22 protein-coding genes are annotated in these 23669 nt (G+C 58.6%); 9 read left to right on the plus strand and 13 right to left on the minus strand.

The features are described 5' to 3' along the window. The first annotated feature begins 50 nt into the window (after window positions 1-50). The 3 genes from accD (at window position 51) to ACVWZJ_RS05825 (ending at window position 2436) form a co-directional block, all read left to right on the plus strand. The gene (gene accD / locus ACVWZJ_RS05815; protein ID WP_414328771.1) at window positions 51-995 is read left to right on the plus strand and encodes an acetyl-CoA carboxylase, carboxyltransferase subunit beta; all 945 of its coding nucleotides are present in this window, start codon (window positions 51-53) and stop codon (window positions 993-995) included. A gap of 239 nt (window positions 996-1234) precedes the next feature. Beyond that, the gene (locus ACVWZJ_RS05820; protein ID WP_457395222.1) at window positions 1235-1630 is read left to right on the plus strand and encodes an STAS domain-containing protein; all 396 of its coding nucleotides are present in this window, start codon (window positions 1235-1237) and stop codon (window positions 1628-1630) included. A 101-nt stretch (window positions 1631-1731) separates the two neighbouring features. Further along, window positions 1732-2436: a class I SAM-dependent methyltransferase gene (locus tag ACVWZJ_RS05825; RefSeq protein WP_414407702.1), complete on the plus strand. Its 705-nt coding sequence runs from the start codon at window positions 1732-1734 to the stop codon at window positions 2434-2436. A 75-nt stretch (window positions 2437-2511) separates the two neighbouring features. On the opposite strand, the gene ACVWZJ_RS05830 is transcribed toward ACVWZJ_RS05825, so the two are convergent. Beyond that, a complete protein-coding gene (locus tag ACVWZJ_RS05830; protein WP_457395225.1) occupies window positions 2512-4692 on the minus strand; it encodes an NAD-binding protein in 2181 nt (726 codons plus the stop codon). Between the two features lie 457 nt (window positions 4693-5149). Here ACVWZJ_RS05830 and ACVWZJ_RS05835 point away from each other — a divergent pair, with 457 nt between their 5' ends. The 3 genes from ACVWZJ_RS05835 (at window position 5150) to ACVWZJ_RS05845 (ending at window position 8529) form a co-directional block, all read left to right on the plus strand. After that, complete coding sequence (locus tag ACVWZJ_RS05835) at window positions 5150-6196, plus strand: Fe(3+) ABC transporter substrate-binding protein (protein ID WP_011434214.1); 1047 nt, start codon at window positions 5150-5152, stop codon at window positions 6194-6196. 173 nt (window positions 6197-6369) lie between these two features. Further along, complete coding sequence (locus ACVWZJ_RS05840; protein WP_187147242.1) at window positions 6370-6735, plus strand: hypothetical protein; 366 nt, start codon at window positions 6370-6372, stop codon at window positions 6733-6735. 93 nt (window positions 6736-6828) lie between these two features. Further along, window positions 6829-8529, plus strand: a complete 1701-nt coding sequence (locus tag ACVWZJ_RS05845; protein ID WP_011434216.1) for an ABC transporter permease — start codon at window positions 6829-6831, stop codon at window positions 8527-8529. Window positions 8530-8534: 5 nt separating this feature from the next. Here ACVWZJ_RS05845 and ACVWZJ_RS05850 read toward each other — a convergent pair whose 3' ends face one another. From ACVWZJ_RS05850 to ACVWZJ_RS05885, 8 genes are all read right to left on the minus strand, one after another. Continuing rightward, complete coding sequence (locus ACVWZJ_RS05850; protein WP_011434217.1) at window positions 8535-9479, minus strand: F0F1 ATP synthase subunit gamma; 945 nt, start codon at window positions 9477-9479, stop codon at window positions 8535-8537. A 61-nt stretch (window positions 9480-9540) separates the two neighbouring features. Beyond that, on the minus strand, window positions 9541-11061 hold the full coding sequence (atpA, locus tag ACVWZJ_RS05855) for a F0F1 ATP synthase subunit alpha (RefSeq protein ID WP_011434218.1): 1521 nt from the start codon (window positions 11059-11061) through the stop codon (window positions 9541-9543). Between the two features lie 44 nt (window positions 11062-11105). After that, window positions 11106-11654 (minus strand): ATP synthase F1 subunit delta, encoded by a 549-nt coding sequence (gene atpH, locus ACVWZJ_RS05860; protein ID WP_011434219.1) that lies wholly within the window; start codon window positions 11652-11654, stop codon window positions 11106-11108. A 20-nt stretch (window positions 11655-11674) separates the two neighbouring features. Next, window positions 11675-12238 carry a F0F1 ATP synthase subunit B gene (locus tag ACVWZJ_RS05865; RefSeq protein WP_011434220.1) on the minus strand — a complete coding sequence of 188 codons (564 nt, stop codon included), beginning with the start codon at window positions 12236-12238 and terminating at the stop codon, window positions 11675-11677. A 35-nt stretch (window positions 12239-12273) separates the two neighbouring features. Beyond that, window positions 12274-12747 carry a F0F1 ATP synthase subunit B' gene (locus ACVWZJ_RS05870; RefSeq protein WP_011434221.1) on the minus strand — a complete coding sequence of 158 codons (474 nt, stop codon included), beginning with the start codon at window positions 12745-12747 and terminating at the stop codon, window positions 12274-12276. A 94-nt stretch (window positions 12748-12841) separates the two neighbouring features. Continuing rightward, window positions 12842-13087: an ATP synthase F0 subunit C gene (gene atpE, locus ACVWZJ_RS05875; protein ID WP_011430931.1), complete on the minus strand. Its 246-nt coding sequence runs from the start codon at window positions 13085-13087 to the stop codon at window positions 12842-12844. Between the two features lie 228 nt (window positions 13088-13315). After that, entirely contained in the window at window positions 13316-14062 is a 747-nt protein-coding gene (gene atpB, locus ACVWZJ_RS05880; RefSeq protein WP_011434223.1) for a F0F1 ATP synthase subunit A, read from the minus strand. 5 nt (window positions 14063-14067) lie between these two features. Next, entirely contained in the window at window positions 14068-14460 is a 393-nt protein-coding gene (locus ACVWZJ_RS05885) for a hypothetical protein (RefSeq protein WP_011434224.1), read from the minus strand. Between the two features lie 808 nt (window positions 14461-15268). Here ACVWZJ_RS05885 and ACVWZJ_RS05890 point away from each other — a divergent pair. Together ACVWZJ_RS05890 and ACVWZJ_RS05895 are read left to right on the plus strand one after the other, a co-directional pair. After that, complete coding sequence (locus ACVWZJ_RS05890) at window positions 15269-15856, plus strand: DUF3177 family protein (protein WP_457395232.1); 588 nt, start codon at window positions 15269-15271, stop codon at window positions 15854-15856. After that, window positions 15853-16167 (plus strand): DUF7734 family protein, encoded by a 315-nt coding sequence (locus ACVWZJ_RS05895; protein ID WP_414330481.1) that lies wholly within the window; start codon window positions 15853-15855, stop codon window positions 16165-16167. The genes ACVWZJ_RS05890 and ACVWZJ_RS05895 overlap by 4 nt, the downstream gene beginning before the upstream one ends. Before the next feature lie 14 nt (window positions 16168-16181). On the opposite strand, the gene gpmI is transcribed toward ACVWZJ_RS05895, so the two are convergent. The 4 genes from gpmI to mnmE all read right to left on the minus strand — a co-directional run bounded on the left by gpmI (window position 16182) and on the right by mnmE (window position 20538). Further along, window positions 16182-17774: a 2,3-bisphosphoglycerate-independent phosphoglycerate mutase gene (gene gpmI / locus ACVWZJ_RS05900; protein WP_457395235.1), complete on the minus strand. Its 1593-nt coding sequence runs from the start codon at window positions 17772-17774 to the stop codon at window positions 16182-16184. A gap of 215 nt (window positions 17775-17989) precedes the next feature. Further along, complete coding sequence (locus ACVWZJ_RS05905) at window positions 17990-18508, minus strand: tetratricopeptide repeat protein (RefSeq protein ID WP_011434229.1); 519 nt, start codon at window positions 18506-18508, stop codon at window positions 17990-17992. 39 nt (window positions 18509-18547) lie between these two features. Continuing rightward, complete coding sequence (dps, locus tag ACVWZJ_RS05910) at window positions 18548-19048, minus strand: DNA starvation/stationary phase protection protein Dps (RefSeq protein ID WP_457395238.1); 501 nt, start codon at window positions 19046-19048, stop codon at window positions 18548-18550. A gap of 110 nt (window positions 19049-19158) precedes the next feature. Continuing rightward, window positions 19159-20538 (minus strand): tRNA uridine-5-carboxymethylaminomethyl(34) synthesis GTPase MnmE, encoded by a 1380-nt coding sequence (gene mnmE, locus ACVWZJ_RS05915; RefSeq protein ID WP_457395241.1) that lies wholly within the window; start codon window positions 20536-20538, stop codon window positions 19159-19161. A 150-nt stretch (window positions 20539-20688) separates the two neighbouring features. Here mnmE and glgP point away from each other — a divergent pair, with 150 nt between their 5' ends. After that, on the plus strand, window positions 20689-23289 hold the full coding sequence (gene glgP, locus ACVWZJ_RS05920; RefSeq protein ID WP_457395244.1) for an alpha-glucan family phosphorylase: 2601 nt from the start codon (window positions 20689-20691) through the stop codon (window positions 23287-23289). Window positions 23290-23669: the final 380 nt, after the last annotated feature.

Below are 23669 nucleotides of genomic sequence, written 5' to 3' on the forward strand. Positions count from 1 at the left end.
CACCGGCAGGGCTCTCAACATCCCTGGCCAGAAAAGGTGTTTCAACAGCTATGTCTCTACTGGATTGGTTTGCGGAGCGGCGCAGACAAACCTCTCTAAACCTGACAGGTAGCAGCCCCTTCGACAAAGAGCGTCAGGTGAGAGAAATTGCCGATGGCCTCTGGCAAAAGTGTCCTGCCTGTGACACCCTGACCTACACCAAGGATCTGCAGCAAAACTGGCAAGTTTGCCCCAGCTGTGGGCATCACCATCGCATTACAGCTCCAGAGCGTCTGGAACAGCTTTTGGATCCCGGATCCTGGCAACCCCTGGACGAACACCTGGCTCCCACGGATCCCCTACACTTTTTCGACCAAAAGCCCTACTCCGAGCGCTTGGCCACCTACCAGGAGCGCACCCAGCTCAAGGATGCCGTCCTGACAGGGTTGGGAAGCCTGGAAGGGATCCCGGTGGCGATTGGGGTGATGGACTTTCGCTTTATGGGCGGCAGCATGGGCTCGGTGGTAGGCGAGAAGATCGCCCGCCTCACGGAACGGGCCACCTGCGATCACCTGCCTTTGATCCTGTTTTCGGCTTCGGGGGGGGCCCGCATGCAGGAAGGGATCCTCAGCCTCATGCAGATGGCCAAAACCTCAGCCGCCCTACAAAGGCACCGCGACGCCAGACAATTGTTCATCTCCGTGCTCACCCATCCCACCTATGGCGGGGTAACTGCCAGCTTTGCCATGCTGGGAGATTTGATCCTGGCCGAGCCGGGCGCGCAGGTGGGGTTTGCCGGGCCGAATGTAATCGAGCAAACCATTGGCAAGGGCAAGCTTCCCGAAGGCTTCCAAACCGCCGAGTACCTGCTGGCCCAAGGGCTCATCGACGCGATTGTGCCCCGCACTGAGCTGCGCAAGCGGCTGGCCCAGTTGCTCTCTATGCACCGCCCCCGTTTGCATGTGTCCCTTCCCTCCATAGACTCGGAGGCTTTAACCCTGCAACCTATGCTGTAGGTAGATCCGCCTAAGATGCGGAATTTGTGGCCGAGGCCAGATCCCTTCCCTGCGGGGGATGGAGTTCCTGCTAAGCTCTGGGGCGGCTCTTACTTCATGGGTTTACACGGCTTCCCTCTGGCTTGTTGGGAGAGGAGCTGGGGGCGAGAGGGCAGATGTTTTTGGAGGGAGCCGCGCTGTCCCTGGGGATCTTCACAAGATTTCCTGGTGGGCGGTAGCGGATGGTGTTAAGGTGGGGCATGAGGTCTTCACTGGAAACGATGGATTTCAAGCTGCGCATCCGTACTGCTGAGACTCCACAAGGGCAAAAACTGGCAATTGTGCCCCTGGAAGGTCGTTTTGACGCCAAGGCCGCCTCAGAAGTTCGGCAATTGCTCCAGCAGGTTTTAGATTTCGGTTATCCCAATATGTTGATCGACATGTCGTCGGTCACTTTTATGGACAGCTCTGGGCTGGGGGTGTTGATCTCGGCTTTGCGCAAGTGCCGTGCTGCCGGGGGCAACATTAGCCTTTGTTGCGTGCCGGAAAATGTGGCCCTCGTCCTCAACCTCACCTCTATGGAAAAGGTATTGACCTGCTTTAGCGACCTGGAGACCGGCATTGCCAACTTTTCCAGCGCTCCCACGGCTCGTTAGGCCGACATTAGGCCTTACTTTTGGGGATCCCCCGATGCTCTTTTCAGCCCATCAGCGAATTCTGGTGATCCCTCTAGCAATTTTCTCAACAATCTTCAGCCATGCCCCAGACCGGCCTCGATACCTTTCAGCTTCTCTACCAGCACCACCGTGGCCCCAGCTTCTGCGAGCGCATGCTGGCAACAGCTCCTGGGCGCTTTAACGAGGCGTTTTGGCAGTTCTGGCAGATGCACATCGAGCCCTGTCTGCCTCCTGCACCGCGCTTGTTGGATCTGGGAACCGGGCCGGGGTTTGCTCTGGGTCAGTGGGCGCAACGCTATCCCGGAGGACACTTCATCGGGGTGGATGTGATGCCCTACATGTTGGAGCGAGCGGCGGCAGATTTGAAGGGGATCCCTGGAATCCAGCTGCTGCAGGCCGACCTGCACGACCCTCACTTGCCGCTTGCGGCCAACAGCATCGATGCAGCTCAGGCAGTGGTGGTGTTGCACGAGATGGTGCAGCCCTTGCGCTTGTTGCAGGAGGTGTTGCGTCTGCTCAAGCCGGGGGGGCGATTTTTGCTGGTGGATTGGGTGCGCGCCCCGCTCAGCCTCTACTTCGATGCCGATACAGAGGCCCAACTCTTCCAGTCGGACACGCCTTTGGAAACGCTGCTGGATCAGTTTACCCACTTCTACGAGCACAATCGCTTCAGCGCCGAAGACCTGGTGTGGTTGCTGGAGAAGGTGGGTTTCGCAGTGGTGGCTCAGCAGCTCTACAACCAAAATCGCTTTGTGCGACTTGCAGCCGAAAAGCCTATCTCCTGAATGTCCAACTGCCCATAACGAGATGTTTTGGACTACGGAGTGCAGAATAGACCAATAAACAGAACAGTGTCCAAATCAATTCAGATTACTCTCGCTGTTTTCGTTCATGGCTGCAGGGATCCAATGGGCAGGCTGCGCCTGGGCAAACACCTGCACTTCAGTGCTCATCTTGCGCAGTTGGCGGGCTAACTTGATTGCCTTGTCGCGGGGAAGGGGTGGGCTCACCACCGCCGGCAGACAGCCCAATAGGGGTTTCAGGGCCGTTTTGGGCAGGCGTGCGTAGAACGATAAAGCCGAGAGGATCTCCTCTTCAAAATAGGGGTTGCGATACTCTAGGAGGCGCACCTGATACAGCTCTGGGGGAAGAGGCCGTCCTTGGGTTAAGCGAATCAGGGATTCCACCGTTCCCATCACATAGAGTTGATCGCCTTCTTTCAACAGGGTCTTGCCCTCTTTTTGCCAGATCTTGGGAAAAACACAGGGTTTCCCCGGTCGGGAGCGATGCAGCAAGATCACCAGGTCATAGTCCTGGGCCAGTTGGCGCAAGGATAGCCCCAGGTAGTGGCAATGGGCAGAGACCTCCAGCAGCGTCACCAGCAGAGTTTCCCCCTGCCAAGCCAGGGTGCCGTAGACGGATCCCACCAGTGCTGCGGTGGCAAAAGCCCGTGCCCCCAGCCCGGTAGCGCTGTAGCTGATCCCCAGGGTCTGCATGTGGCGCTGCATGCGAGCCGCCAATTCGGGATCGGTAACCCGCAAAATGGTGCGGATCCCCGGCTGCAGGCTGTGGGCCGTCAGGGCCGTCTCCAGGTTGGTGAGATCGTCAGGGGTGGTGCAGATCAGGCAGCGGCTGCCTTGAATGCGAGCCTGCTGCAGCGTGCTTGCCAGGGCATAATCCCCACGAACCACCACCGCTCCCTCCCGTTCCGCTGCCTCCAAGAGAGGGTTCTCGCTATTGGGATCCACCACCACCACCTCGTAGCCCATCTGCCGCAACAACTGCAGCACCAAATAGCTCAGCCGCCCCAACCCTGCGATCACCACATGATCCTCTTTGGGCATACGGGCAGCCCGACCCAAGCCAAAGCGACTGCTCACCAATTTGTCGGTCACCAAGCCGTAAATCAACCCCACCAGGGCAGCCCCCACCAAGGTCATCATCACCGCCAGCACCTTCACCCCCAGCGGTGTTTCCGGCTGTTGAAAAGCCTCAATATCCCCGTAGCCCCCTGTCAGCACCACGATCGTCAGCAAAAGCCCATCGATGAGGGGTTTGCCGATCATCCTGAAGTTGATCACCCCCAGCACCAGCATGGCCCCCAAGGTGAAGGTGAGGGTGCGCACGATGGGCTTGACCTGTAGGAGTCCCTGCACTCCTCTGCGCAGCCAAGACCCAAGGGATCCCCGCCCCAACGACCTGCCTTGCCGTTGTTGTCGCTTGTCCTGCATCTGGCCGCTGGCCCAGCGCTGTGCCCGTGAGGAGCCCCGTCGCCCGTTGCGTTCCAACAGTTGCAGGTAGGCTCTGGGATCGCAAATGACCAAAACGCGATCCCCCTCCAGCAGCTCTGCCTCGTGGTCAAAGTCGTCGAAAACTCGCTGTTTGGAAAAGTCAGAAAGCCCATCCACCGGGTAATGAAACAGCACCCGCGCCCCAAAAGTTTCCTCCAGCTCCGAGAGGGGCATATGCAGCAGGCGGGAGTTGTATCCGATGGTCAGCTCTACCACGTTCCAGAGGGTGGTCTCTCGGTCTGAGACAAAGTAAGCCGGATCTGCCAGCTCTGGCGGAAGCGTGGCCGGCTGGGCTTCCAGCTGGGGCAGCTCAAAGTAGCCAACAAATTCGTCGGAAACGGCCTTAAGGGCAAAAGCCGGGGCAGCCAAAGCCGCCACCGATAGGGAAAAATGCTGCGGCAAAGCCGAGTCGAGATAGCGGGCAAGGCTGTGGTTGAACAGACGGGAGACGACACGCACCTGTGGATTGAGATCTCGAATCAGCAAAGCCAGCTCAAAGTTGGCTTGGTCATCGTCCTCCAGCAGCAGCGCCACCTTGACCCGCTCGATCCCAGCCCGCTGCAACACCCCCGGCTGGCGGGGATCCGCCTGTAGGTATTGCCACTGCTCTTCCAAATGAGGGGGCAGATCGGGAGCAACTACTACAGCGCGATGTCCAAAAGCTTCTAGGGCTTGGAGAGTGAGCTCCACCAAATCGTTGTAGCCGCAGACCAGGATAGAGACACCTGGATCCCTGCTATTCTCTTGCACCTGTGCATGAGGCGATCTCGAAAGGGAGCTCACCATAGCTCTGTCATCTACCCTGCTCCCTTTATACCCGAAGCCTCTTCAGCTTTCGCGAGTGCTGTCAATACCGCTGACCGCAAAGCCCTGGGTAGAGACCCGTTGCTCAACAAGACCGGCTGCGTTGCTGGCCATCTCAGGCGCTGTCGAGGACAAGGGGAAGCCACCCAGTTTCATCCCAAAGGGTGAGAAGTGAGAACAACTCCCAAGAGCTTGACCTGGTACTTGAGATCTCCTATCATTGCCTCAAGGCAAAGTTCTTGAATAAAAGTCTCAATAAGGTTGGCCCAAGATAAGAGCCAACAGAGTGAGGCTTGCGGGGACTGTCTTTGTCCTTTGGGCTTGGCTTTCCGGTGCTTTCTCAGAGAGAGCCTGGCCGGTGGAGCTGTGTCTCTTGAGATGTTTTTGAACTTAGGAGTTGGGTATGCGCTTATCGCGACGGCAATTTGTCAGTGGAGCCACGCTGGGTTCTGCGGCTCTGGCAGCAGGGTCTCTTCTGCGTCCGGCCCATGGCGCCAATCGGGAAGTGAACCTCTACACCTCGCGACACTACAGCACAGACGAGAAATTGTACGAACTTTTCCAGCAGAAAACGGGCATTACCGTGAATTGGGTGCAGGGCAAAGCCGATGAGATCATCGAGCGCATCCGCAGCGAGGGATCCAACAGCCCCGCCGACATCTTCATGACGGTGGATGTTGCCCGGTTGTGGCGGGCTCAGAACGAGGGCTGGTTTCAACCCATCCAGTCGGAGACGCTCTCCAAAAATATTCCCGAGTCTCTGCGGGATCCAGAGGGGTACTGGTTTGGCCTCACCAAGCGGGCGCGGGTGATCATGTACAACAAAGACAAGGTGGATCCCAAGGAGTTGTCCACCTATGAGGACTTGGCAAACCCCAAATGGCGGGGCAAGGTGCTCACCCGCTCCTCCAGCAACGTTTACAGCCAATCCTTGACGGCTTCGATCATCTTGGCCCACGGGATCCCGGAAACGGAGCAATGGGCCCGAGGCTTGGTGGCCAACTTTGCCCGTCCGCCGGAAGGGGGAGACATAGATCAGATCAAGGCCGTGGCCGCCGGGGTGGGAGACGTGGCTTTGGCCAACACCTACTATTTGCCGCGTTTGATCAAATCCGACAATCCAGAAGAGCGCGCCGTAGCCGAGAAAATCGGCGTCTTCTTCCCCAACCAGCAGGATCGTGGCACCCACGTCAACATCAGCGGGGCCGGCATTCTGAAAACAGCTCCCAACAAAGAAGCGGCCATCCAATTTTTGGAGTTTCTCTCCGGGCCAGAGGCGCAGGCCATTTTTGCCCAGAGCAACAATGAGTACCCGGTACTGCCTGGGGCTGAGATCGACTCGTTGGTGGCCAGCTTTGGCACCTTTAAGGAAGATACGATCAACGCTGCCAGCATTGGCCGCGTCACCCCTGATGCCCTAAAGGTAATGGATCGGGCCGGTTGGAAGTAGATCAGGCCTCCAGGACAGGCCCTGAGTGCAGCCTTTCATTGCTTGACGCCGTGAACGTTAAGCAGCTTGACGGTTCTTGGCCAAGCGTCGATACTCTAGGACGGCGTTGCTTCCGTTCGAGGCCGCTCAGGCGTCCTGTCTTTCTTTTTCAAAAGCTTCTGGAGGTTTGCCAAATGAAACAACTGCGAACAGCAGGCTTGTTCTTGCTCCTGCTTTCTTTAGCTTCTTTCTACACCAATAGCCCGGCAAAGGCAATTGAAAACCTTCCCGAAAAGGCTCCTGTTCCAAAGCGGGATCTGCTTTTGAACACAGAAAACAAAGAAGAAGTATTTGACATTATGTCGATCCCCAATTATCCCCACGACAAGCCCGAGGGGTTGGCCATTCTCAACTCAACTACCCTAGCGATAGTTAACGACGACGACTTTGGCATCGTCTCGGAAAAGGGCGCGGTTCAAGAAAAAACTATGCCTTACCTTGGTAACAAGCAAGACGAGAACATCGTTTATTTCGTTAAGCTGCCCAAGAGCTTGTTTTGAGAGAAAACTTGGTTGGGGATCCCTGGAGGATCCCCTTTTCTTCCCCAGGAGTTGCTCAAGAGGTAGCTCCCGCCTGTTGAGATGGACAAAGAGATGAGGTTGAAGTTGTTGAGCAAATCTCTGCCGGGAAGTGGCTTCTTTCCTCTGAACGGCTGGGCGCTTCTGACTCTGACCCTCAGCGGTCTCATTCTCGTTCCTGTCCTTACGGTGTTGCTCAGCCTTTTTGCGGACGAGCGGCAGGTTTGGGAGCACCTGGCCGATACGGTCTTGGGGCTTTATGTGCGCAATAGCCTGGTGATGATGGCAGGGGTGGCGGCGGGGGTCATCCTGGTGGGCAGTGGCACTGCCTGGCTGGTGACCATGTGTCAGTTTTGGGGGCGGGCCTGGCTGGAGTGGATGTTGGTGCTGCCCCTGGCGGCCCCCACCTATGTGTTGGCCTACGCCTACACCGATTTTTTGCAGGTAACCGGCGGTTTCCAGATCTGGCTGCGGCGGGTAACAGGTTGGGGGATCGGCGACTACTGGTTCCCTAACATTCGCTCGTTGTGGGGGGCGATCCTGCTGCTGATCCTCACCCTCTATCCCTATGTTTACCTCTCGGCCCGGCTGGCCTTTCAGGAGCAATCGGTGGCCTGCTTAGAGGTAAGCCGCTCCTTGGGCTACGGGCCTTGGGCCAGCTTTTTCAAGGTGGCTTTGCCGCTGGCCCGACCGGGGATCGTGGCCGGCTGTCTGCTGGCCTTGATGGAAACCCTCAACGATTTCGGCACCGTCAGCTATTTCGGGGTAGATACCTTTACAACCGGCATCTACCGCACCTGGACGGCCCTGGGCAATCTGGTGGCGGCGGCTCAGCTTTCGGCGCTGCTGTTGCTGCTGGTGTTGCTGCTGATAACGATGGAGCAGGTCTCCCGCCGGCGGGCGCGCTACTATCGCCAAGGGTTCAAACCCACCCCAACCCGTTACCGCCTACAAGGGATCCGGGCGGTGGGGGCTTGGCTAGCCTGTGGGATCCCGATTGGGCTGGGCTTCGTCGTGCCGGCCTTGATTCTGCTCAATATGACCCTGCGCCAGGGGGAGCTGGGTCGCCGCTTTTGGAGCTACGCCCAGAACAGCTTTCTGCTATCGACCATCACGGCTGTCATTGCCGTTTCCGTGTCGGTGGTGGTGCTGTACGGGCTGCGCATGCAGGGGCTAGGACGGGCGGGATCCCCGTGGGGCCTGCGGCTGGCAGTGCAGTTGTCTTCTCTGGGCTATGCGCTGCCTGGGGTGGTGATTGCAGTGGGGGTTCTGATTCCCCTAGGGTGGTTGGATCAACTGCTGAGCTACCTGCGGCAGGTGGTGCTGCAACAGCCACCTGGCCTGGTGATCAGTGGCACCCTCACGGCTTTGGTGTTCGGCTACCTGGTGCGGTTTTTGGCCGTTTCTTTGGCCACCGTTGAGGCCACGCTGCTGCGCATTCCCCCCAGTTTGGATGAGGCAGCCCGCAGCCTGGGACAGGGATCCCTGGGTACCCTCTGGCGGGTGCATTTGCCCTTGATGAGCGGTGGCCTCTTGGGGGCCATGCTGCTGGTATTTGTGGATGTGATGAAGGAGCTGCCGGCCACGATGGTGCTGCGGCCCTTCAACTTCGACACCTTGGCGGTGCAAACCTACCGCTTGGCAGCCGATGAGCGTCTCGCGGAGGCAGGGGCACCGGCTTTGGCCATTGTCTTAGTGGGGATTTTGCCGGTGGTTCTGCTCAACTCCCAGATGGCGCGGCAACGCAACCTCGGCTCCTCAGGGGATCTCCTTTGAGAACCCTACAAGGCCTCCGCTCCGGCCACCACCTCCAGGATCTCCTGGGTAATAGCCGCCTGGCGAGCTTTGTTGTAGGCAAGACCCAGCGTGCGAATGAGCTCGCTGGCATTGTCGCTGGCGTTGTTCATGGCCGTCATGCGAGCTGCCAATTCGCTGGCCGCCGCCTCCTGCAAGGCCCGTAGCAACTGGTTGTTCAGGTACAGCGGCAGCAGTGCATCCAAAATCTGCACGGGATCCTGCTCAAAGATCATGTCCTGAGGTGGGGCCGAGACCGCTGCGATGACTTTGCTGCGCTCGACAGTAAACTCTCCGCCCCGCACCAAAAGACGAAAAATTTCATCGTCTTGAGTGGCCAACCGCGACGGATCGAGGGGCAACAGGGATTGCACCACCGGACGGGAGCTGATCAAAGAGACAAAGCGGGTGTAGAGCAGCTCTACCTTGTCCACCTTCTCCGACAAGAAGGCCGCCAGGAGCTGATCCCCAATCTGGGCAGCCTCAGCCGCCGTGGGGATCTGCGACAAATTCACGTAGGTCTTGGCGATGGGAGCGGAGCGCCGCTGGAAATACTGCACCGCCTTGCGGCCCACCAGGTAAAGCTGCACCTGCTGCCCTGTCTCCTGCAGCTCGCGAACCCGCTCCTCGGTGCGCTTAATCACGTTGGCGTTGTAGGCTCCGCATAAGCCCCGATCCCCGGCCACCACCAACAGCCCCACCGTCTGGATGGGCCGCTGCTTCAGCAGAGGCAAGTTGACATCCTCCAGTCGCAGCCGCGTCTGCAGCCGATAGAAAACCTGGGCCAGTCGGTCGGCAAAGGGACGGGTGGCCATCACTTGCTCTTGGGCGCGCCGCACCCGAGCTGCTGCCACCAGCCGCATGGCCTCGGTAATTTTGCGGGTGTTTTTCACCGCCTTGATGCGATCGCGGATGCGCTTGAGGTTTGCCATAACCTACTCCCTCTATTTTGGTGGTCGACAGGGATCCGGGCCAGGAGAGATCCGCGTCACCCTAGGCCGCCTTGGCCACGAAGCTCTGCTTGAACTCTGTGATGGCCGTTTTCAAGATTTCTTCTGCCTCGTCGGTGAGCTGCTTGGTGGAGAGGACGATCTCGCCGTACTTGGGATGGGTGGTGCCCAGGTAAGCCAAAAGGCCCTGTTTGAAGCTGGAGACCTTCTCCACCGGAATGTCATCCAAATAGCCTCGCGTCCCCGCATAGATAATGGCCACCTGCTGATCCAGAGACAGGGGAGAGTACTGTGGCTGCTTCAGCAACTCCTGCAGCCGTTGGCCGCGGGCCAGTTGCTTTTGGGTAGCCTCATCCAGGTCAGAGGCAAATTGGGCAAAGGCCTCCAGATCGCGGTATTGCGCCAGTTCCACCTTGATGGAGCCAGCCACCTTTTTCATCGCCTTGGTCTGAGCTGCCGAGCCGACGCGGCTGACGGAAATCCCGACGTTGATGGCCGGGCGGATGCCAGCGTTGAACAGATCCGATTCCAAGAAGATCTGCCCATCGGTGATGGAGATAACATTGGTGGGAATGTAGGCCGACACGTCATTGGCCTGGGTTTCCACGATCGGCAGCGCCGTCATGGATCCCTCTCCCAGTTGGCTGCTCAGCTTGGCGGCTCGCTCCAATAGCCGCGAGTGCAGGTAGAACACATCCCCAGGATAAGCTTCCCGACCGGGTGGACGGCGCAGCAGCAGCGACATTTGCCGATAAGCCACCGCCTGCTTGGAGAGGTCGTCATAGACCACCAGGGTGTGTTTGCCCTGGTACATGAAGTATTCAGCAATGGTGGCGCCACAGTAGGGGGCCAGCCACTGCAACGGGGCCGGGCTATCGGCGCCGGCAGCCACCACAATGCTGTAGTCCATAGCCCCTCGCTCGGTCAGGATGCCCACCACCTGGGCGATGGTGCTCTGCTTCTGACCAATGGCCACGTAAATGCAGATCACATCCTGCCCTTTTTGGTTCAGGATCGTGTCCACCGCAACGGTGGTCTTGCCGGTTTGGCGGTCGCCGATGATCAGTTCCCGCTGCCCCCGCCCGATGGGGATCAGGGCATCGATGGCGGTAATGCCGGTTTGCAGGGGCTCGTACACAGAGCGGCGATCGACAATGCCAGGTGCCGGAGATTCGATCAGGCGAGACTCCGTACACTGGATCGGGCCTTTGCCGTCGAGGGGGTTGCACAGGGGATCCACCACGCGGCCCAAGAGGGCTTCCCCCACGGGGATGCTGGCGATTTTGCCCGTAGATTTGACGGTGGATCCCTCCTGGATATTTCGCCCGGAGCCGATCAGCACGGCACCGATGTTGTCTTCTTCCAGGTTGAGGGCAATACCGGTGGTGCCATCCTCAAATTCCAGCAGCTCGCTGGCCATCACCTTATCCAAACCGTAGATGCGGGCAATGCCATCCCCCACCTGCAGAACTGTCCCCACGTTGGAGACCTGCATTTCCTGGTTGTACTGCTCGATCTGCTGTTTGATGATGGTGCTAATCTCGTCTGGGCGAATGGTAGGCATAGCAGTCCTCTCAAGGTAACGGGAAGGGATCCTCAAAAAACAACTTAGGCCAACTGCAAGGCCAGCCGGCGCAACTGTCCACGCAAGCTGAGGTCGATCACCTGGGATCCAATCTTGATGACCACCCCTCCCAGCAGCTCCGGATCCTGAGTGGCTTGCAACTCCACACCGCTGGCCTGGGTGAAGTCCATCACCCGCTCGCGAATTGACTGCTGCTGAGCTTCCGTCAAGGGTATCGCCGTCGTCACCTCGGCCAGGACGATGTTCTGGAGCTTCCGCTGCAGATCCAAAAAGCGCCGGCAAACAGTCCCGAGAAACATGATACGGCGGCGGTCGGTCAACAACTTCAGCGCATTCAGCAGCAGAGGGTGGATCTGATCGGCAAATACTTGCTGCAGCAGGTTCTTTTTGGCCTCGGCCTTGATCACCGGGTTGGCGAGAAACTGGCCCAGCTCCGGCGTAGCCCGCAAAACCTCGGCAATAAAGCGCATATCGGCGGCAAAAGTGTCCAGCAATCCCTGGCCTGACCCAAGAGCAATGAGAGCCTCGGCATAGGGATCCACCACCTTCTCAGCCATTGTGCTGCTGATCATACCTTTCTCCTCCTTGAGAGTTAGCGGGCAATCATTTGGATCCCTTTCTCGATCAGGCTGCGGTGAACCTCTTCGTTGAGGTGCTGCGGCAACTCCTGCTCCACCTTGCTCAGGGCTTGGCGAACGATCTGCCGACGCAACTCCTGAAAAACCCGCTCCTGCTCGCTGGACAACTCTTTCTCAGCATTGGCCCGCAGCCGCTCCACTTCCCGCTCCGCCTGCTCCAACAACTCTTGCCGACGGGCTTCGGCGTTGGCTTCCGCCTGCTTGCGGATACGTTCAGCCTCCTGCTGAGCCTGGGCCAGCTTTTGCTGCTCCTCCGCCAGCCTCTCGATGGCTTCCCGCTTGCGCTGCTCCGCTTGCCGCAGTTCTTCTAGGATCCCCTCCCGCCGCTTGGCCAGGGCTTCTCCCACCACTTTGCGACCCAAGATAAACAGCAAGGTGAGAATGATCGCGATGTTGATCAGGTTGCTCTCGAGAATCTTGGCCAAGAGATCCCCCTCTCCTGCCTTGGCTTCTGGGAGTAGCTCCGTGGTCTCGGCCACAGCCAAGATCCAACCGGCCACCCAACTCCACACAGGCATCGCAAGCTCCTCCAAAAGTACTTCCAACCAGCGATCTAACGAGCACTGCCCAACAGTTTCTGGGTAATCTGGGCGGCAATGGCATCCACCTGCTGCTGCAGCTGTTCGAGGGCTGCCTGCTTCTCTTGCTCGACCTGTAGCCGCGCCGCCTCCAGCTTCTGCTGGATCTCTGCCTGCACGGCAGCCAGTTTCTCGGAACGAATGCGAGCAGCTGCAGCCTCTGCCTCAGCGATCACCTGCTGGGCTTGCAAGCGGGCCTGGCTGATCTCAGACTCATACTGTCGGGTCAACGACACCGCCTTGTCCAACCGCTCTTGGGCTTCCGCTTGAGTGGTGCGGATGTAGTCGTTGCGGCTGTCGATAGCCCGCGTAACCGGCTCATAGAAGAGGGAGTTGAGCACTGCCACCAACAGCAAAAACTGAATGGCAATCAGGGGCAGGGTGGCATCCAGATCGAAAAGACCACCTTTTTCAGCCGCTTCAACAGCCAACAAGGTTGGAAAGAACATGACGTTGCAACCCCAACAGGAACTGAGTCTGAGATGGAGCTGGGTGAGGGGGCGGGCGGATGGGTAAATCAATGCAGTCCGCCCCCAATGAGAGTTAAGCAAAGGGGTTGGCGAACAAAAGCACCAGCGCCACCACCAAGCCGTAGATGGTCAAAGCTTCCATGAAAGCCAAGCTGACCAGCAAGTTGCCGCGGATCTTATCTTCCGCTTCGGGCTGACGGGCCAGCCCCTCCATGGCGGCAGCGGCAGCATTCCCCTGACCCAGACCGGGACCCAGGGATCCCAGGCCAATGGCCAGAGCAGCAGACAAAACAGAAGCAGCAGAGGTTAACGGATCCATAATGAGATGCTCCTTGTCATTCACAAACCATCGATACAAAAGCAACAGCGCTTTTCAGCCTTGGGATGATCCGGGCTCAGTAAATCGACCTCGCTCACCCCTTTGTCGGCGGCCTTCAGCATAACTTGTCGGCCCCAACAAACCTTACCAGAGAAGGGATCCCTTGCGCTGACCCCCTTGAGATGATTTTCCCGAAAAGGGCCAAGGTGGATCGACCGAACAGCGGCCTCAATCACGGTGATCCCCTCCTCCATGACCTTCCAGCGCCTCTCCAATGTAAGCTGCCGAGAGGGTTGAGAAGATCAAAGCCTGAATTGCCCCCGTAAACAGGAACAGAACCATCACCGGCACGGGGATAAACAAGGGCACCAGCAACACCAACACCGCAATCACCAGCTCTTCTGCCAGGATGTTGCCGAATAGACGGAAACTCAGGGAAAGGGGCTTGGTGAAATCTTCTAAAACGTTGATGGGCAGCAGAATCGGGGTAGGCTCGATGTACTTTTTGAAGTAAGACAGCCCCCGCTTGCTGATGCCGGCCACGAAATACATGATGCTGGTGAGCAGCGCCAACCCGGCAGTGGTGTTGATGTCGTTGGTGGGGGAGGCCAACTCCCCTTCCGGCAGAGGAATCAGCTTCCACGGGAAGAGGTTGCCCATCCAGTTGGAGACAAAGATAAACAGGAACAAGGTGCCGACATAGGGTACCCAGGGCCGGAAGTTTTTCTCGCCAATCTGGGCTCGGGCAATGCTTTGCACAAATTCCAGGGCATACTCGACAAAGTTTTGCAGGCCAGCCGGCTCCCGCTGCAGTTGACGGGTGCCCAAAATGACCACCGTCAAGATCAGGGCAATGGCGATCCAGCTGGCGATCAAAACCTGCCCGTGAACCGTGAATTTGCCCAGGTGCCAGTAAAGGTGATGGCCGACCTCGAGTTCTGCCAAAAGAGGAGGAGAGGAGAAGGACAGGTTCATGGGCATCACACAGAAGAAGATGAACGGGTCAAGGTCTGGACAAGATGAATGAGCAGGGTGACCTTGTAGGTCATGAACCCCAGGAAAATGGGCAATATCTGTAAAGACTTCACCTGAGTGGCTAAAACGATCAGCCCGACAAACAGAGCCAAACGCGTCACCCCCAAACGGTTGCGGCTTTTGCCCAGCTCCGCTACGCCGCGGCCCAGCATGCGCAGATAAACCACGCCAACAACCGCCCCCAGCAAGTAGTTGGCAGCTACCCCCAGAGAGTAAACCAGGGCCACTCCCACGGCAATGGCCAGACTTACCCCCAAGGTAACCAGCACCAGCCACAGCTGCAGCGCTTCATAGCTCCCGCTGCCAGCAACTGCTGCCCCCCTAGCTCCACCCTTCACCTTCCTCGCCAAATCGGGCTTCCCCAGGGCAAGGGGTGGCTCTGACGCAACTGGATCCCCTGTCTCTTCCTCCCGCTTCGGAGAAGGAGGTGCATTCTCCAAGGGAGGCAGTGGTCTGGGCTTCCACTGGGTCGCCTTCCAACGGGTAGAACTGTGAGAGAGGAGTCTGGAAGAACGGGCCATGGTTTCGAGGTCATGCCTCTCAAGGTTTGACCTTAACCCAAGATAACACGATTAAGTAACAATACTTAATGAGATTAAGTTGGGCCAAGGTCTGAAGGAGACTCCGCTGGTCGCTCAGACAGGCAGCTGGCCTTCCGAACGACAGGGATACTGATACATTTACGCTGAACACTGCTGAACATCACTGTTCAACTATGCAGCGATAGCATTCTGTTTGTTTCCAAACAGAATGGCGGTATCCCGCAAAGCTTTGAGTAGAATACCCAAAGCGCAGTTTCCGTGTCGTCTTACTACCAATTTTCTGCTTTGCTTTGGCTACCATGTTGGCAGACTCGAAAGTAAACAGAAAGATCAACTAGTAGTAATCCGTACTGAACATATTATACATTATTTTCAGTATAGTTGAGCTTATTATTGACTAGAGTCATGCTCCTCTGAGGAGCTAGCTAAGAATCTACCACTTTCGGGGATCGGTAGCGGCAAAATGGAAAACTTTCTGAAAGCTGTCTGGTGTAAAGTTTTGCTGGGGATGGTCAGCAGGCGTTAACATTCCGTAACTCTCTGTGTCCCGCCCTGGATCCCCCAGGTTTCATATACTAAGGGGCAGGAGTGGCAGAGGGTGAGGATGACTCCCCAGAGTTGGCTGGTGGATGCAATCTGGCTGGACTACCGCTTGGCAGTGGCGCTGACGGTGGTGATGCCATTGCTGCTGCTGATTTGGGCTTTTGCGGTGGGGTTGCGGCCCTTGATTCAGCTATTGATCGTTTATTGGCGGGTATCGAGCCTCTTGGCGGTGACGGTGTACCTGATGATTGGGGGCCTGCCCGTCAGCTTTCTCAGTGGAGCAATGGCGCGGCTGTTGATCTTGGTTTGTCTTTGGTTTTGGCGGGACTGGAGTGCTGCTCTCGAGCAGTCGAGAAGCTGGGCGGCGCGAGCCTTTTTGCTCTGGCGGTGGGGCCTGACTGGTTATATGGGGGCCGGGATCCTCTTTTCGGGGGCCTTTGTGCCCTGTGCTTTCCGCACTTCTCTGCCAGAGGATTGCCGGGCTTGGTTTGGGCCACCGCTGGGGTTTCGGGAGATCTTCCATCCCAATGTATCGCCGGAGCTGCTGGGGAGCGTGGGGGCCTGGGGACTGGTGGCCTACCTGCTCTACAGCCTCTACTTTGTCTGGCGGCTGCGACCCGGAACTGATAAGGGGGAACTGGAAGCATGAGGGCCCTGCCTTGGCCCTTGGCCTTGGAGCGCTATAGCCAAGACCACCCGCAGGAGGTGCTCCGGGTGGAGGTGGAAAGCGAGGGAGAGTCTGATCTGGTGCTGATCTACCGCGGCTACAGCAGCTCCTTGCGCCGACCCACTCCCCCCGATCCCGAAGCGGCGGTGATCCCTCCCCAGGCCCGCTTTTTGCAGTTGGAGCGCTTGGCTGCCCCCTATCACCCCGATCGCTCACGGGTTCTGGCTGTCTATCGCAACTGGGGAGAGCTAACAGCATGGCTGGCCCAAGAAGGGATCCCGGTGACGGAGTAAGGGATCCCTGGCACCTACCGCCCCACAGGACTGGGTTGCCGCTGGAGGATGGTGTATTCTGCCGGCTGCAAAAGCGAACGTCCTGTCATTTCGGGGGGCTGAGGCAGGCCCAAGATCTCCAGCAGGGTGGGGGCCACATCAGCCAAAGTGCCGTCGGAGCGCAACTTGACATCGCCGCCACAGCCGGGGATTTTGCGCCTTTCCCCCTCCACCAGAATGCAGGGAACGGGGTTGGTGGTGTGGGCCGTCCAGGGGTTGCCGTTCTCATCCCACATCAGCTCGGCATTGCCGTGATCCGCCAGGATCAAAGTGGTGCCTCCTGCATCCACCACTGCCGCCAGCAGCCGGCCCAAACAGCGATCCACCGTTTCCAGGGCGCGGATGGTGGCTTCGTAGTTGCCGGTGTGACCTACCATGTCGGGATTGGCATAGTTGAGCACCACCAGGCTGTATTCGCGGCGGGCGATGGCCTCTATCGCTTTGTCGGTCACTTCCACTGCCGACATCTCCGGCGCCTGGTCGTAGGTGGTCACCAGCGGGCTTTGCACCAGGATGCGATCTTCGCCGGGGAAGGGCTGCTCGATGCCGCCGTTGAAGAAGTAGGTGACATGGGCGTATTTTTCCGTCTCGGCAATGCGCAATTGCTTGAGGCCGGCCTCGCTCACCACTTGGCCCAGCAGGTGATCCAGGTTCTGCGGCTTGAAAAGCACCTGCACCGGCAGCTCCGCCTCGTACTGAGTCATGGTGATGAAGGTGAGATCCGGCAGCAAGGGGCGCTGAAAGCCTGAGAAATCTGGGCAGACAAAGGCTTGGGTAAGTTGGCGGGCGCGATCTGGGCGGAAGTTGAAGAAAAGCACCGCATCTCCCGGCTGCACAGCCCCCGGAGCCAGGCGGGTGGGCGGGATGAACTCGTCTGTGAGATCCTGGGCATAGAAAGCTTCCATCACCTCCGCGGCGCTTTGTCCACGGCCAGGGCCGTCTTGGGTCATGACCTCGTAGGCCTTTTGGGTGCGCTCCCAACGGCGATCCCGATCCATGGCGTAGTAGCGTCCGCTCAGGGTGGCGATGACGCCATTGCCCAGCCATTGCAGCTCTTTTTCCAGGGCGGCCAGAACCCTGGCACCATCGCGGGGCAAGGTGTCGCGGCCATCGGTGATGGCGTGGACATAGGCCGGAATCTCAGCCTGGGCCGCCAGCTTGAGCAACCCATAGAGATGGTCGATGTGGGAGTGAACCCCCCCCTCGGAGCAAAGGCCAACGAAGTGAAAACGGCCCCCTCGCTCTCTGAGCTGGCGACAAACTTGCATCAACAAGGGATCCTGGAAGAGGGATCCTGTCTCTATCGCGTCGCTGATGCGCACCAATTCCTGCGGCACCACCCGCCCTGCCCCCAAGGTCAGGTGCCCGACTTCAGAGTTGCCCATCTGTCCTGCCGGCAGGCCCACGGCCCGACCCGAAGCTTGCAGCAGGGTGTGGGGATAGGCAGCCCAAAGGCTATCCAGGACAGGGGTTTCCGCAGCCAGCACCGCGTTGCCATCGAGAGCATCCCGATAACCCCAGCCATCCAGGATCACCAAAACCACAGGTGCTACCGATTGCGAATCCATGAAATGGCCTCTCGTTTTATTTAAGACATAATACCAGCCCAGGCAACACGATACCGGATCTTACATTTGCACTCAAGATTTCAATATTATCAATCTTCTTTTGAGAGGATAAGGAAGTGCCTGCACAGGCAGGATGGAGTCTTTAGAGCCAACTCCTATGGACAACTGTGCTGCGGTCAAGAGTATTTCTGCGGATGAAATTGCAGATGGGATCCTCAGGGGCTGGGCTGCAACCGTTTGCGCAGAGACTCCGAGCGGCGCTTAGCAATGGCATTTCGGGGATCCAACTTCAGGGCAGTTTCGTAAGCTTCCAGGCTTGGGCCATAGAGATTTTTCTTCTCATAGGCATGGGCCAGATTGTTCCAAGCAGTTACATAACCGGGATCCGCAGCCACGGCATCCTTGTAGTAGCGGATGGCCAAGTCATACTGCCCCTGGCTGAAGTAGGCAAAACCGAGGGCGTTGCAGACGGGGGGAATGTTCTCCCCGGCCACTTCTAGGGCTTTTTTGAGCTGAGCAACCGCCTGGTCGTAGAGGCCTTTTTGCAAATAGACGCTGCCCAACTCGTAGTGCTCCTGCGGGGATCCCTTGCCTTTGCTCAGGCGGGGCTGCAGCTCACGGATGACCTTTTCCTGGGCCCGTACCCGCAGCACCTCCCGCAGGACAAAGAAGCCCGCCACGCCGAGGATACTGGCCAGAGCCACCAAATACAGGAGGGGAACGTTAACGCCCATTTTGCTTGCCCCACTTGCCTGTGACTGGCCTCGCTGGCGTCACGCCTGCAGGTGAGCCTCGATGAACCAAAGATCTTTGTCGATCTGGCGCGAGATCTCGGTGAACAGGTCTGCTGTGTCGGCATCCCCCAGTTCGGTGGTGCGGTCAATGTTGCGGCGGACGGAAGCTGCATATTGAGCGTAACGGGCTGCCAAAGCCTGCAGGTGATCCCGACCCTCTTCAGCGGCCAGATCGTACTCCGGCAAGGTGGAGGTTTGGGCAACGATGCGAGCCGTGCCGCGGGCGATGCCCCCCAGCGCCGTAACCCGTTCCGCCAGCATGTCCACGTAGTTTTCCAGGGTGCTGGCAAAAGTGTCGAACATCTCGTGCAAGGCGATGAAGTGCATGCCTTTAACGTTCCAGTGGGCCTGTTTCACCTGCGTCTTCAGATTCAACGTGTCTGCCAAGGACTGGTTGAGCAGCTCCACCAGTTGCGCGCGAGCCTCTGCCGGCAAGTCGATCTGGGTGGGGTAGAGACGGGTTTTCTCGGCGGTAACCATGGCCAACCTCCTAACTGTGTTTCCATTATCGGGGATCCGCTTCGGCTTCCCAACTGAGCCCATAGTAACACAAACTCAAAATGAGTATGAGTTAGGAGGAGTCTATAGAGTTACTTGCCGATGCAGAAGCGGCTGAAAATCTGATCCAGCACCGATTCCGAGATCTCCTCGCCGGTGATCTGGCCAAGGGCATGCAGGGCGCCCCGTAGGTCGATGCTCCAAAAGTCCAGGGGGAGCTGAGCTTGGATGGCCTGCCCCACCTGTTCCAGGCTGGCTTGGGCTTGTTGGAGGGCAGCGGCCTGCCGCTGGTTCAGGCTTATCTCCAGATTGGGCTGGGGACGTCCCTGGGTGACAAGCTGCTCCAGGGCTTCTTCCAGCTCCGGGATCCCTTTCCCTTGGGCGGCAACGGCGGGGACGCGGTGGGCAATCTCGGGGGGGAGAGGGATCCCCTCTGGCGGGGCGAGGTCGGTTTTGTTGATCACCAGGATGAGGGGGCGATGGCGGACAGACTCATAGATGGCAGCGTCGGCAGCCGTCCAGCCCGCTTGGGCATCGATGACCAGTACCAGCACATCGGCAGCCTGAGCTAGGCGTTGGGAGCGCTCCACCCCCAGCCGTTCCACCGGATCTTCGGTGGCGCGGATGCCGGCAGTGTCCAGCAGTTGAACGGGGATCCCTTTCACCACCAGGTGGGATTCCACCACGTCGCGGGTGGTGCCGGGCAGATCGGTGACGATGGCCCGATCCTGTCCTGACCAAGCATTGAGCAGGCTGGACTTGCCCACATTGGGCCTCCCGACAATGGCCACCTTCACCCCGGTGCGCAGCAGTTGTCCCCGTTCTGCCGTGGCCAGCAGGGCTTGCATCTGGGCTTGAATAGCTTGGAGCCGGGCCTGCCAAGCGGCAACATCCAAGGGGGGCAGATCCTCTTCAAAGTCGAGGCGAGCCTCAATTTCTGCCAACAAACCCAGCAGCTCCTGGCGCAGGGCGCGAATGGATCCCCCTAACTTACCCTGCAAGCCTGCTAGGGCCATCCGGGCCGCCTGAGGGGAGCGGGCCGCCACCAGATCGGCCACACTCTCGGCCTGGGTGAGGTCAATGCGGCCATTCAGAAAAGCGCGCAGGCTAAACTCCCCCGGCTGAGCCAGCCGCGCCCCCTGCCGCAGGCATTGTTGCAACGTGGCCTGAACCACCATGATGCCACCGTGGCAATGCAGCTCTGCCACATCTTCGCGGGTGTAAGAACGGGGGGCCTGCATCCAAACGGCCAGCGCTTCGTCTAGGATTTGGCCTTTCTCGTCGCGGATCCAGCCGTAGAGGAGCCGATGGCTCTCCCAGACTGCGTTGCGGCGGGCAGGGGTAAAGATGGCTTGGACAATGGGAAGGGCTCGTGACCCGGAAAGGCGTACAATCCCCACGCTGCCCTGTTCAGGCACCACCGCAGTGGCAATAGCAGCGATCGTATCGGCCAGTGGGGCAGTCGGATCCATCCCAAATAGAGCCCTGAGGGAGTTCGAGCAGCCGTTGGATTACAGCTCGGCATCCACTGGATTACAAATCGACATTCAAGTTAAAAAGCCACGCCCTCAGGCTGAGGGCAAGGTAGCCTGACAGTGGAAACAACGCTCCTCCCAGTCTTTATGAAGCCGCTACGCACGTTTAAGGTCACTCCCTACCTGCCTACTCCGCTGGAAAGTCTGCGCTTGTTGGCTTACAACCTGCATTTTAGTTGGAACGTAGAAACCCGCAGCCTATTCCGGCGCATGGATCCGGATCTGTGGGATGCCTGCAGCCACAACCCGGTGGCTCTTCTGGGCCGGATCCGGCAGGAACGGCTGGATGAGTTGGCGGAGGATCCCGGCTTTTTGGCCCAGTTGGAACGGGCCAGCCAACAACTGCAGAGCTATCTGCAGGAAGACACTTGGTACCGCAAGTATCGTTCGGCCCAAGCGGTGGAAGGGGAGTGCTACGCCTATTTTTCGGCAGAGTTTGGTTTGGCGGATTGTCTACCCCTCTACTCAGGCGGCTTGGGGGTTTTGGCCGGGGATCACCTCAAGGCGGCCAGCGACCTGGGCTTGCCCCTGGTGGGTGTGGGCTTGCTCTACCAAAAGGGGTATTTCCGCCAGTACCTCAACCCCGACGGCTGGCAGCAGGAACGCTACCCAGTTAACGATTTCTTTAACATGCCCCTGGAGCTGCAGAGAGATGCGGAGGGCCGCGAAATTCGCATTGAGGTGGATTATCCCAACCGCAAGGTGTTCGCCCGCATTTGGAAGGTGACGGTGGGGAGGGTGCCCCTCTATCTTCTGGACACCAACATCGAGCCCAACAGCCAGTACGACCAAGACATCACCGATGAGCTGTACGGTGGCGACCAAGATCTGCGCATCCACCAGGAGATCATGCTGGGGATCGGCGGCGTGCGGGCTTTGCGCGCCCTTGGCATCCATCCCACCGTCTACCACATGAACGAAGGGCACTCGGCCTTTTTGGCAGTAGAGCGGATTCGCCTGTTGATGGTGGAGCAGGGGCTGAGCTTTGAAGAGGCCTGGCAGGTGGCCAAGTCCAGCCAGATGTTTACCACCCACACGCCGGTGCCCGCCGGGATCGACCTATTCCCGCCCGACAAGATCGATTACTACCTCGGCTTCTACTACAGCCAGATGGGCCTGAGCCGGGAGCGCTTTTTGGCTTTGGGACGGGAAAATACTGGCGACTTCCAATCTCCCTTCAGCATGGCAGTGCTGGCCATCAACATGGCCTCTTTTGTGAACGGTGTGAGCAAGCTGCATGGGGCGGTTTCCCGCAAGATGTTCAGCCGGCTGTGGCCTGGGATCCCGCTGGAAGAAGTGCCGATTACTTCCATCACCAACGGGGTACATGTCCGCACCTGGGTGGGGGAGGAGAACCAAGCCCTCTACGACCGCTACCTGGGGCCGGATTGGGCAGAGGCTCCTCCTTCGGATCCCCTCTGGCAAAAGGTGGATCGGATTCCGGATGGGGAATTGTGGCGGGCCCACGAGCGCAGCCGCTCCCGCCTGATTAACTTTACCCGCGAGCGCTTGATGGAACAGCTCCAGAAACGGGCTGCCTCAGCGGCTGAGATCCAACGGGCCTCTGAGGCCCTCAACCCGGAGGTGCTTACCATTGGGTTTGCCCGCCGCTTTGCCACCTACAAGCGGGCCACCCTTTTGTTCCACAACCTGGAACGGCTCAAGGCTTTGCTCAACCATCCTCAGTACCCGATGCAGTTTATCTTTGCCGGCAAGGCCCACCCCGGCGACATACCCGGCAAAGAGCTGATCCGCCAAATTGTGCATGTGTCGCGGCAGCCGGAGTTTCGCCAGCGCTTGGTTTTCATTGAGGACTACGACATGTATGTCACCAGCTTGATGGTGGCCGGGGTGGATGTGTGGCTGAACAACCCCTTGCGCCCCCGGGAGGCCAGCGGCACCAGTGGCATGAAGGCGGCAGCCAACGGTGGACAGAACCTCAGTATTTTGGACGGCTGGTGGGACGAGGCTGACTATTACCAGACCGGCTGGCCCATTGGCCGCGGTGAGGAGTATGAGGATCGCGCCTATCAAGATGAGGTGGAGTCGAATGCCCTCTACGACTTGCTGGAACAGGAGGTTGCCCCTCTCTTCTACCAGCGCGGCAGCGATGGCCTACCCCATCAGTGGATCCAGCGCATGAAGCAGGCGATTCGCCTCAATTGCCCCCAGTTCAGCACGCAGCGCATGGTGTTGGAGTACGTCCAGCGAGCCTACATTCCTCTCAGCAACTACTTCGACCGCATGCGCCGTGACCACTTCGAGTCGGCCCGCCAGTTCGTTCGTTGGCAAAACCACCTGCAGGAGCATTGGTACAACATCCAGGTTCTCAACGTCCAGATCGAAACCCCGAAGAAAGCTGCCGCTGCCGGCCTTGCCTTGGCACAGGATGACCAAGTGGTGATGGCCAGGGATCCCCTCACCGTGACGGTGGAAGTGCGGCTGGGATCCCTGCAACCTCAGGATGTGATCGTGCAAGCTTACCAGGGGCCGGTCAATGATGAGGGCCAGATTCAGAAAGGACAGGCAATCTCCCTGCGCTATGTGGAGACGCTGGAGGATCGGGCCATCTTTTCCGGCCAGATTTGCTATGAGGCCAGCGGCTTGCAAGGGTTAGCCATCCGCTTGCTCCCCTTCCACCCCGATATGCACGATCCCTATGAGCTGCGGTTGATGCTCTGGGCGTGACATACTCCCATCACTGACCCTACGGGTACAGTGTGGGCTTCTCGCTTCATCGGGGAGCCTACGCAAGAACCCTCTGCGAGCAGACACGGGATGTCCCACCGCGTAGCTGCACCAGATTCCGGCAAAGCCGCCTTGTGCAACTACTCTCATCATACACCATGTGGGGGTCTCTGTATCCCGACACTGACGCTACGGGTACAGTGCGGGGCTTAGCTACCCCCACACCCCCACAAGCTAAAGGGTTGGGAGGAGCACGGGGATCCCCTTTCTACTCTTGATCCAAGTGAGCTACGGGAGCTTTTTGGGCTTGAGCTGTTCGGCGTTTTTCGCTGCCAAATCGGGCAGAATCAGAGAGAAGCTCGCGAGCAGATTAAAAAAAC

This window comes from Thermostichus sp. OS-CIW-29, from assembly GCF_054058195.1.

Bases quoted from the DNA above. Each gene is read 5' to 3' on its own strand.
- accD (WP_414328771.1), top strand. From the start codon at position 51: ATGTCTCTACTGGATTGGTTTGCGGAGCGGCGCAGACAAACCTCTCTA.
- ACVWZJ_RS05820 (WP_457395222.1), top strand. From the start codon at position 1,235: ATGAGGTCTTCACTGGAAACGATGGATTTCAAGCTGCGCATCCGTACT.
- ACVWZJ_RS05825 (WP_414407702.1), top strand. From the start codon at position 1,732: ATGCCCCAGACCGGCCTCGATACCTTTCAGCTTCTCTACCAGCACCAC.
- ACVWZJ_RS05835 (WP_011434214.1), top strand. From the start codon at position 5,150: ATGCGCTTATCGCGACGGCAATTTGTCAGTGGAGCCACGCTGGGTTCT.
- ACVWZJ_RS05840 (WP_187147242.1), top strand. From the start codon at position 6,370: ATGAAACAACTGCGAACAGCAGGCTTGTTCTTGCTCCTGCTTTCTTTA.
- ACVWZJ_RS05845 (WP_011434216.1), top strand. From the start codon at position 6,829: ATGAGGTTGAAGTTGTTGAGCAAATCTCTGCCGGGAAGTGGCTTCTTT.
- ACVWZJ_RS05850 (WP_011434217.1), bottom strand. From the start codon at position 9,479: ATGGCAAACCTCAAGCGCATCCGCGATCGCATCAAGGCGGTGAAAAAC.
- atpA (WP_011434218.1), bottom strand. From the start codon at position 11,061: ATGCCTACCATTCGCCCAGACGAGATTAGCACCATCATCAAACAGCAG.
- atpH (WP_011434219.1), bottom strand. From the start codon at position 11,654: ATGATCAGCAGCACAATGGCTGAGAAGGTGGTGGATCCCTATGCCGAG.
- ACVWZJ_RS05865 (WP_011434220.1), bottom strand. From the start codon at position 12,238: ATGCCTGTGTGGAGTTGGGTGGCCGGTTGGATCTTGGCTGTGGCCGAG.
- ACVWZJ_RS05870 (WP_011434221.1), bottom strand. From the start codon at position 12,747: ATGTTCTTTCCAACCTTGTTGGCTGTTGAAGCGGCTGAAAAAGGTGGT.
- atpE (WP_011430931.1), bottom strand. From the start codon at position 13,087: ATGGATCCGTTAACCTCTGCTGCTTCTGTTTTGTCTGCTGCTCTGGCC.
- atpB (WP_011434223.1), bottom strand. From the start codon at position 14,062: ATGAACCTGTCCTTCTCCTCTCCTCCTCTTTTGGCAGAACTCGAGGTC.
- ACVWZJ_RS05890 (WP_457395232.1), top strand. From the start codon at position 15,269: ATGACTCCCCAGAGTTGGCTGGTGGATGCAATCTGGCTGGACTACCGC.
- ACVWZJ_RS05895 (WP_414330481.1), top strand. From the start codon at position 15,853: ATGAGGGCCCTGCCTTGGCCCTTGGCCTTGGAGCGCTATAGCCAAGAC.
- gpmI (WP_457395235.1), bottom strand. From the start codon at position 17,774: ATGGATTCGCAATCGGTAGCACCTGTGGTTTTGGTGATCCTGGATGGC.
- ACVWZJ_RS05905 (WP_011434229.1), bottom strand. From the start codon at position 18,508: ATGGGCGTTAACGTTCCCCTCCTGTATTTGGTGGCTCTGGCCAGTATC.
- dps (WP_457395238.1), bottom strand. From the start codon at position 19,048: ATGGTTACCGCCGAGAAAACCCGTCTCTACCCCACCCAGATCGACTTG.
- mnmE (WP_457395241.1), bottom strand. From the start codon at position 20,538: ATGGATCCGACTGCCCCACTGGCCGATACGATCGCTGCTATTGCCACT.
- glgP (WP_457395244.1), top strand. From the start codon at position 20,689: ATGAAGCCGCTACGCACGTTTAAGGTCACTCCCTACCTGCCTACTCCG.